We start from the raw sequence: 7,779 nt of genomic DNA, 5'->3' as shown, positions 1-7,779 counted from the left end.
GAGAAGCCGTCGCTCAGCAGCATCTGCGGGTGGTGGCGCAGCAGCGGCCCGTGCGCCGGGTCCTCGGCCACGGCGCGCAACTGCGCCTGCGCCTCGGCCAGGTCGCGCGCCGCGTAGTCGCACCAGGCCGCGACGATGGCCGCCATCGCGCCCAGGTACTCGTGCCCCGCCACCTGCGCCGCCAGGCGCTGGCGCTGCAGGGCCCTGAGGCGCTTGCGCGCCTCGGCGTCGTCGCCCAGGCGGCGCCACAGCAGCGCCTCGTTCAGCGTCACCAGCGCGCGCTGGAAGCCGCTGCCCGCCAGCCGGCCGGCGCGGCGCATCGCCTCCAGCGCGCTCGGGCCGCCCGCCTCGCCGCCGGCGGTGGGGCTGACGGCCAGCCGGCCCTGCTGCATCGCCTGGTGGGCCGTCACGAGCTGCTGCCAGAAATGGGCGTCCTGCAGGTGCACGGCATCGGCCGGCGGCTGCGGGGCGGCGGCGGCGCGCGTGCGCTGCGGCTTCAGGCCGAGGAAGGCGGCGACCTCGGCGCGGGTGGCGCGCCGGCCGTCCACCACCGGCTTCAGCCGGCGCGCCTGCGCGGCCGGCAGCCAGAACGGACCCTGGCTGCGGCCGGCGGCGTTGAGGAAGCGCGGGTCGCGCGTGCCGTCCTCGCCCCAGCCGGCCACGATGCCCCAGGCCTGGAAGTCGCGGAAGGCGCGGCTGATCGCCATGCGCAGCGCGCCGGGCTCGCACAGGCGGCCGCGCAGGTCGTCCAGCCGCACGGCTTCGCCCTGCGCATGGCCGTGCAGCAGGCGCAGCAGCAGCCACAGCGACTGGTAGGGCGCGCGGCGGCCGTCCACGGTCTGCGGCGAGCGGAGTTCGAGCGTGATGGCGGGCGGCGGCATGGGGCGATGTGACAGGCGTTACGGCAGTGCGCGGACGGTGCGGCGGCGGGCTTGGTGGGCAGCGGCGCGCTTCCTAGGATGCGAAGCGTCGCGACGTTTTTTCTTCTTCTTCTTCATCCACGCATGCCGCGCCCGCATTCTCGGGCCCGGCCATCCTCTTCCAAGGAGCTTTCCGCATGACCGACTGGCTGGCGCCCGCGCGCCTTCCGATGCCCCGCCGCACCCTGCTCGCCGCCGCCCTCGCGGCGCCGCTGGCCGCCGCCTGCGCCGGGCGCGGCCCACGCGACCACGGCGCCCGCGCGCGCCTGGCCGCGATCGAATCCGGCTTCGACGGCCGCCTGGGCGTGTTCGCGATCGACACCGCCGACGGCGCCACGCTGGCGCACCGGGGCGACGAGCGCTTCCCGCTGTGCAGCACCTTCAAGCTGGTGGCGGCCGCGGCCCTGCTGGCGCGCAGCGCGGCCGAGCCGCGGCTGATGTCCGAGCGCGTGCACTACACGCGGGCCGACCTGGCCAGCTGGTCGCCCGTCGCCGAGAAGCACGTCGCCCGGGGCATGACCTACGAGGAACTGTGCGCCGCCGCGGTGATGTACAGCGACAACACGGCCGCCAACCTGATGCTCAGGCGCCTGGGCGGCCCGGCCGCCCTGACGGACTACGCGCGCGGCCTGGGCGACGCGGCCTTCCGCCTCGACCGCTGGGAGCCGGAACTGAACACCGCGATCCCCGGCGACCCGCGCGACACCACCACGCCGGCCGCGATGGCCCGGACCGTGCGCCGCCTGGTGCTGGACGATGCGCTGCCCGCGCCGCAGCGCGCGCAGCTCGAAGCCTGGCTGCGCGGCAACACCACCGGCGCCACGCGCATCCGCGCCGGCGTGCCGTCCACGTGGGCGGTGGGCGACAAGACCGGCGCCGGCGACTACGGCACCAACAACGACGTGGGCGTGCTCTGGCCGCCGGGGCGTGCGCCGATCGTGCTGGCGGTCTACACCACGCAGCGGCAGCCCGACGCGAAGGCGCGCAACGACGTGATCGCCGAGGCGGCGCGCGCTGTCGCGCAGTGGCGGGGCTAGTCCTGTCCGGCGCGCAGCATGCGCGGCAGCTCGCTGCGGCCGACGCCGAGGTCGTTGAGCTGGTGCTGCCCCAGGGCCATCAGTTCGCGCCGCTCGGCGGCCAGCCGGCGCGCGGCCGCCATGCCCTGCCACCAGCGCGCCAGGCCGCGCAGCGGGGCGGCGGAACGGAACGAGGGGTGGTGTAGTGCGGTGGCGGTCATGATCGGCTCCTGAGGCGTGTTTCGACGGGGCTTCGAGTGAAGGTGCACGGATCATGCGCCGCGGTGAGCCATCGGGGAAGTTGAGAGTTCTGAAGCCTGGAATCAGAATAGCTGATGCGCCAGCTCAACCTCGACCAGATCCGCACCCTCGTCGCCATCGCCGACCTGGGCACCTTCTCGGCCGCCGCGCAGGCGCTGCACCTGGCGCAGCCCACCGTCAGCCTGCACGTGAGCGAGCTGGAGTCGCGCCTGGGCCTGCCGCTGCTGGTGCGCGGCGCCCGGCGGGTGCAGCCCACGCCGGCCGGCGGCGAGCTGGTGGAGCGCGGCCGCCGCCTGCTGCGCGACGCCGACGAGGCGGTGGAGGCCGCGCGCCGCCGCCATGCGGGGCTGGAGGGGCGCGTGCGCATCGGCGTCTCCACCACCAGCGTGGTGGTCGACCTGCTGCCGCCGGTGTTCGAGACGCTCTCGCAGCGCTACCCCGGCATCGAGCTGTCGCCGATGTTCGTCGGCTCCGTCGATTCCGCGCTGGGCCTGGCGGCCGGCACGGTGGACGTGGCCGTGGTCGCCCTGCCGCAGCCGGCGCTGCCCGGCGTGCGCTTCACGCCCTGGGTGCGCCACGAGATGCGCGCGCTGGTGCCCGCCGCGTGGCCGGCGCTGCCCAAGCGCGCCACGCCCGCCTGGCTGGCGCAGCAGCCGCTGGTCATGAACGAGCCCGGCACCCGCATGCAGACGCTCACGCTCGAATGGTTCGGCCGCGCCGGCTTCTCGCCGCGCGCGCGCATCGAGCACAACTACGACGTCGCCATGCGTGCGCTGGTGGAGGCCGGCTACGGCGCCGCCGTGCTGCCGCTGCGGCAGGACCACGTGGAGCCGGCCGGCTCGCGCGTGCGCGTGCTGCCGATGGCGCCGCGGCTGGTGCGGCACCTGGTGATCGGCTACCGCGCGCCGGAGGCGCAGGACGGGCCGGTCGCGCGCGTGGTGGAGGTGATGCTGAAAGGCGCCGGCAAGGGATGAGTCGTGCCCGGGCGCGGCTACAGCGCGCGCCCCACCAGCGCCACGGCGAACACCGCTGCGCCCAGCGCCAGGTTGGTGGCCACCAGGCGGCGCACGGTGGCCAGCTGCGCGGCAGCGTCCGGCCAGCGCTGCGCCTGCACGGCCTGCCGCATCGCGCGGAAGGCCCGCGCCCGGATCCACACGTAGATCGCCGTCATCGCCAGCGCCAGCGTGAACATGGCATGCACCCGCCAGTGCGCGCCGGCGAAGCCGCCCAGGGCTGTCAGCATCGCCAGCCCGCTGGCCCACAGCAGCAGCAGCGCCCCGTCCACGCCGCGCAGGAAGCGCCCGAGCGCACCCGCCATCAGCGCCAGGCGCTGGGGCGGCTCCAGCAGGGTGGCGGCGGCCGGCCGCACGGCGAAGTGCATCGTGGCCATGCCGCCGACCCAGAAAGCGGCGGCCGCGACGTGCAGGAAGAGCAGGGTGGCGTAGGTCAGCGCGGACATGCGACGGGCCTTTTCAATCCGGCTGTGACGGCGTGCGGCCGTCCTCGAGCAGCTTCACCAGCCCGTGCAGCAGCCGGTTCAGCGGCACCGGCACGCCCAGCGCGTCGCCGCGCCGCACGACATAACCGTTGATGTGGTCGATCTCGGTGGGCTTGCCGCGCATCAGGTCCTGCGCTGTGGAGGAGAACTGCGCGGGCATGGTGCGGAAGATGCCCTCCACCGCCGCGTGCACGTCGCCGGGCACCGTGATGCCGTCGGCACGCGCGACGGCGAGGCATTCGTCGGCCACGGCATGCAGCGTCTTCTGGATGCCCGGCACCGGGTACAGCTCGCCGTACGGACGGCGCGTGATGGCCGAGACGGCGTTGTAGGCGCAGTTGAGCACCAGCTTGGCCCACAGCGCGCCGATCGCGTTGTCCGACACCTGCGTGGGCACGCCGGCGGCCGCCAGCAACTGCGCCGCCGCCTCGCTGCCCGCCGAGGGGCCGATGACCAGCTCGCCGCGCCCGTGGTGCCGCACGTGGCCGGGGCCGGCCATCTCGGTGGCGACGTAGACGACGGCCGGCACCACGCTTTGCTGCGGCAGCACGGCCTGCAGGCGCGCGGCGTTGTCCACGCCGTTCTGCAGGCTCAGCACCAGCGCGCCGGGTGGCAGGTGCTCGCGCATCTGCGCGCCGGCGCTTTCCGTGTCGGTGGACTTGACGCAGAACAGCACGATCTGCGCGCCGGCCACGCCGGCGGCGCCGGTGGAAGCGGCCATGGGGATGTGTTCGTCGAAGGCCGCGGTCTGCAGGCGCAGGCCGTGCTGGCGCACCGCGTCCACGTGCGCGGGCCGTCCGACGAGCGTGACGGCATGCCCGGCGCGCGCGAGCATCGCGCCGAAATAGCAGCCGACGGCGCCGGCGCCCATGATGGCGATGGAGGAGGTCATGGCGGGATTGTCGGAGCGGTGCGGCGGAAATGCCCGCACGGGGTTGATGCGTACCGACGTTCAGTCGATCCAGAAGATCGTTCGGGCTGAGCTTGTCGAAGCCTTGCGCGGCGCTTCGACCCTTCGACAGGCTCAGGACAGGCCAGGCTCAGCCTGAACGGTTCGTGGCGGTCCCGCTGCCGTGTCAGTGCCCCGGCGTCGCGCGCACGCGCGCCACCTGCGCGGCCAGGTCGGGCCACGGCGCTGCCTGCGGCGCGAAGCGTGCGCGCATGTAGCCGGCCAGCTCGGCGATCTGCGCATCGCTCAGCGCGTCGCGGAAGGCGGGCATGAAGCCGAGCTCCTTCGCCGCCGGCTCGCGTACGCCGTCGAGGATGGTGCGGATCAGGTTGTCGGGCCGGTCGCTGGCGAGCTGGCTGTTCAGTGCCAGCGGGGTGTTGACGCCCAGCAATGTCGGGCCGTCGCCGTCGTGGTGGCAGGCGGCGCAGGCGGCGTCGAACATGCGCTGCGCCGGGCCGAGCAGGCGGCCCTGCTGCGCGGCCGCGGTCTGCACGGCGGCGCGGGCCTGCTGCTGCGGATCGGCCGCGGGCGCGGGGTTGAAGCTGGCGAGGTAGGTCGCCATCGCGCGCACGTCGGCATCCGGCACCTGCTGCAGCTCGCGCACCACCTCGGCCATCGGGCCGCCGGCGATGCCGTGGCGCGGCGAGTGGCCGTGGCGCAGGTAGGCGTACAGGCTCTCGGCGTCCCAGGGCACGGGGTTCTTCGACAGCGCGGTGAGCGCGGGCGCCTCCCAGCCGTCGATGAAGGCGCCGGCCAGGAACTGCTCGCCGGTCTTCTCGGCGCCCAGCGCGTTGCGCGGCGAGTGGCAGGCGGCGCAGTGGCCCAGGCCGTTGACGAGGTAGGCGCCGCGGTTCCATTCGGCGGTCTGCGTCGCCACGGGCCGGTAGGGCGCCGCGTCGTGGAAGAGCGCGTTCCAGCCGGCCATCAGCGGGCGCAGGTTGAAGGGGAAGCGCAGGTCGTTGGCGGGCGTTTCCGCCTTCACCGGCGGCAGCGACATGAAGTACGCGTACAGCGCCTGCAGGTCGTCGTCGCTCGTCTTCGCGAAGGCGGTGTAGGGGAAGGCCGGGTACAGGTGCCGCCCGTCGCGCGAGAGGCCCTCGCGCATCGCGCGCTGGAAGGCGCTGAAGGACCAGCGGCCGAGGCCCGTCTCCGCGTCGGGCGTGAGGTTGGTGGTGTGGATGGTGCCGAAGGGGGTTTCCATCGCGCGGCCGCCCGCGTTGGGCACGCCGCCCGGCGCGGTGTGGCACACGGCGCAGTCGCCCAGGGCGGCGAGCCGGCGGCCGCGCTCGATGGTCTGGTCGCTGAAGACGGGCTGCGTGAAGCTGACCGGCGCGATGGCGGGGCGCCAGCCGAGCAGGCCGGCCAGCATGCCGAGCCCGCCGACGACGAGCGCGCCGGCGCCGGCCCACAGGCCCTTGCGGCGCGGCCAGGGTGTCCCTCCCTCCCCCGCTGGGGGAGGGTTGGGGTGGGGGCTGCGCGGCCCCTCACCCGGCCTCTCCCCAGAGGGGAGAGGAGAAAGAGCCGCCAGCACCTTCTCGGGCGTGAAGGGCGGTTCGCGGAAGCGCACGCCGGTGGCGTCGAAGATGGCGTTGGCGATGGCGGCCGTGCCCGGCACCGAGGACGATTCGCCCGCGCCCAGCGGCGGCTCGCCGGGGCGCGGCATCTGCAGCACCTCGATGACCGGCACCTCGCGGAACTGGATGATCGGGTAGCTGCCCCACTCGCGGCTGGCGACCACGCCCTGCGGGAGCGCGCCGGTCTGCAGCACGCCGGGCAGCGTCTCCTTCGCCGCTGACGGCGGCGCCGGCGCGAACTTCACCTCCTCCTTCAGCGCGCGGCTGGTGGTCTGGATCACGTTGCCGTGCACCTGGTGCTCGACGCCGGCCGGGTTGACGGTCAGGCCCGCATCGTGGCCGACCACCACGCGGCGCACGTGCACCTCGCCCGTCCTGCGGTTGACTTCCACGTCGGCCACCCAGGCGGCCCAGGCGGCGCCGAAGCCGGGCCACTTGCTGTGTACATAGCGGGCATAGGCGAAGCCCTGGCCGAACAGGATGTCGCCGCCGGGGCCCAGGCCGCCGTCGGCGTTCTCCTGCGGGCCGGTGCGCATGCGCCAGCCGGCCTTCTGCGCGGTGGCCTGGATCAGCTCGGCCGCGCGCGGGTCGGGCAGGTGGCGCAGGCGGAACTGCACCGGGTCCACGCCGGCGGCGGTCGCCAGCTCGTCGATGAAGCTCTCGTGCGCGAAGGAGTTGGGCAGCGCCGACACGCCGCGCAGCCACGAGGCGCGCACGATGGGCGCCATGTCGTTGACCTTCACGCGCAGGTTCTCGTACGCGTAGGGCGGCCGCGCGGTGCGGTCGCCCATCTCGAAGGCCTGCGCCGCGGGCTCGACCGTGCGGGTGAGCAGCAGCGCCAGCGGCGGCGCGCCGTTGCTGGGGTAGGAGGTCTCGAAGTCGTAGGCCGCGATGCCGCCCTCGGGCGAGAGCGCACCGGCCACGTCCATGAGCTGCGCCGTGCCCTTGGGCTCCCACTGGTGCTCCTGCTCGCGGCTGAGCTGCACGCGCACCGGCGCACCGGCGGCGCGGGCCAGCAGCGCGGCGTCGGCCGCCACGTCGTCGGCACCGTTGCGGCCGTAGCAGCCGGCCGCCTCCATGCGCACCACGTCCACCTCGACGTCGGCCAGGCCCATCAGCTTCGCGAGGTCGGCGCGCAGCACATGGGGGTTCTGCGAGCCGGCCCAGACGCGCAAGCGCGGGCCCCCACGCTCCCCCACTGCGTGTGGGTCGCTGCCCCCCGAGGGGGCGCTCGCCCCGGGCCCCGGCACAGCCGGGGCGGCCGATCCTGCGGATCGGGGGCTCGGCGCGGCTTCATTCGCCAGCCAGTGCGCCACCGCGCACGACGGCCCGATGGACGCGTGCAGCTGGTAGGGCCACAGGTAGGTGCGCCGCATCGCGCCGCCGGCCGCCAGCGCGGCATCGACGTCGCCCTCGTCCACCAGCAGGCGCTGCGTGGCGGGGTTGGCGCGGATGGCGTCGGCCACGCGCTCCTGGCCCGCGAGGTCGGGCATGCCGGGCCAGGGCTTCCACTGCACGCGCAGCTCGCGCATCGCCTGCTCGGCGTGCTCCTCGCGCTCGG

Annotated in this window: 6 protein-coding genes and 1 pseudogene; 2 read left to right on the top strand and 5 right to left on the bottom strand. The window is 74.9% G+C overall.

Annotated elements, in window-relative coordinates; genetic code table 11:
* Positions 1 to 881 (bottom strand): annotated as a pseudogene (locus ACIY1X_RS19925) (hypothetical protein); the annotation flags it as partial.
* Positions 882 to 1,090: 209 nt separating this feature from the next.
* Between ACIY1X_RS19925 and bla the strand changes: the two are divergent.
* Positions 1,091 to 1,957, top strand: coding sequence for a class A beta-lactamase (gene bla, locus ACIY1X_RS19920; protein ID WP_399683869.1), 867 nt, complete (start codon positions 1,091 to 1,093; stop codon positions 1,955 to 1,957).
* On the opposite strand, the gene ACIY1X_RS19915 is transcribed toward bla, so the two are convergent.
* The gene (locus tag ACIY1X_RS19915) at positions 1,954 to 2,157 is read right to left on the bottom strand and encodes a DUF1127 domain-containing protein (protein WP_038217964.1); all 204 of its coding nucleotides are present in this window, start codon (positions 2,155 to 2,157) and stop codon (positions 1,954 to 1,956) included. The two genes, bla and ACIY1X_RS19915, sit on opposite strands and share 4 nt — an antisense overlap.
* Positions 2,158 to 2,271: 114 nt before the next feature.
* Here ACIY1X_RS19915 and ACIY1X_RS19910 point away from each other — a divergent pair, with 114 nt between their 5' ends.
* Entirely contained in the window at positions 2,272 to 3,171 is a 900-nt protein-coding gene (locus tag ACIY1X_RS19910; RefSeq protein WP_399683864.1) for a LysR family transcriptional regulator, read from the top strand.
* Between the two features lie 17 nt (positions 3,172 to 3,188).
* Here ACIY1X_RS19910 and ACIY1X_RS19905 read toward each other — a convergent pair whose 3' ends face one another.
* The 3 genes from ACIY1X_RS19905 to ACIY1X_RS19895 form a co-directional block, all read right to left on the bottom strand.
* On the bottom strand, positions 3,189 to 3,656 hold the full coding sequence (locus ACIY1X_RS19905; protein ID WP_399683863.1) for a CopD family protein: 468 nt from the start codon (positions 3,654 to 3,656) through the stop codon (positions 3,189 to 3,191).
* A 13-nt stretch (positions 3,657 to 3,669) separates the two neighbouring features.
* A complete protein-coding gene (locus tag ACIY1X_RS19900; RefSeq protein WP_399683861.1) occupies positions 3,670 to 4,587 on the bottom strand; it encodes a ketopantoate reductase family protein in 918 nt (305 codons plus the stop codon).
* Between the two features lie 184 nt (positions 4,588 to 4,771).
* The coding region (locus ACIY1X_RS19895; protein ID WP_399683858.1) for a molybdopterin cofactor-binding domain-containing protein at positions 4,772 to 7,779 on the bottom strand (3,008 nt) is incomplete at its 5' end.

It is taken from the genome of Xenophilus sp. (genome assembly GCF_044462705.1).
In the GTDB taxonomy this organism is placed as follows: domain Bacteria; phylum Pseudomonadota; class Gammaproteobacteria; order Burkholderiales; family Burkholderiaceae_C; genus Xenophilus; species Xenophilus azovorans.
Note: the sequence above shows the minus strand (reverse complement) of the source record. Positions and strands in the feature narration are given on the sequence as shown.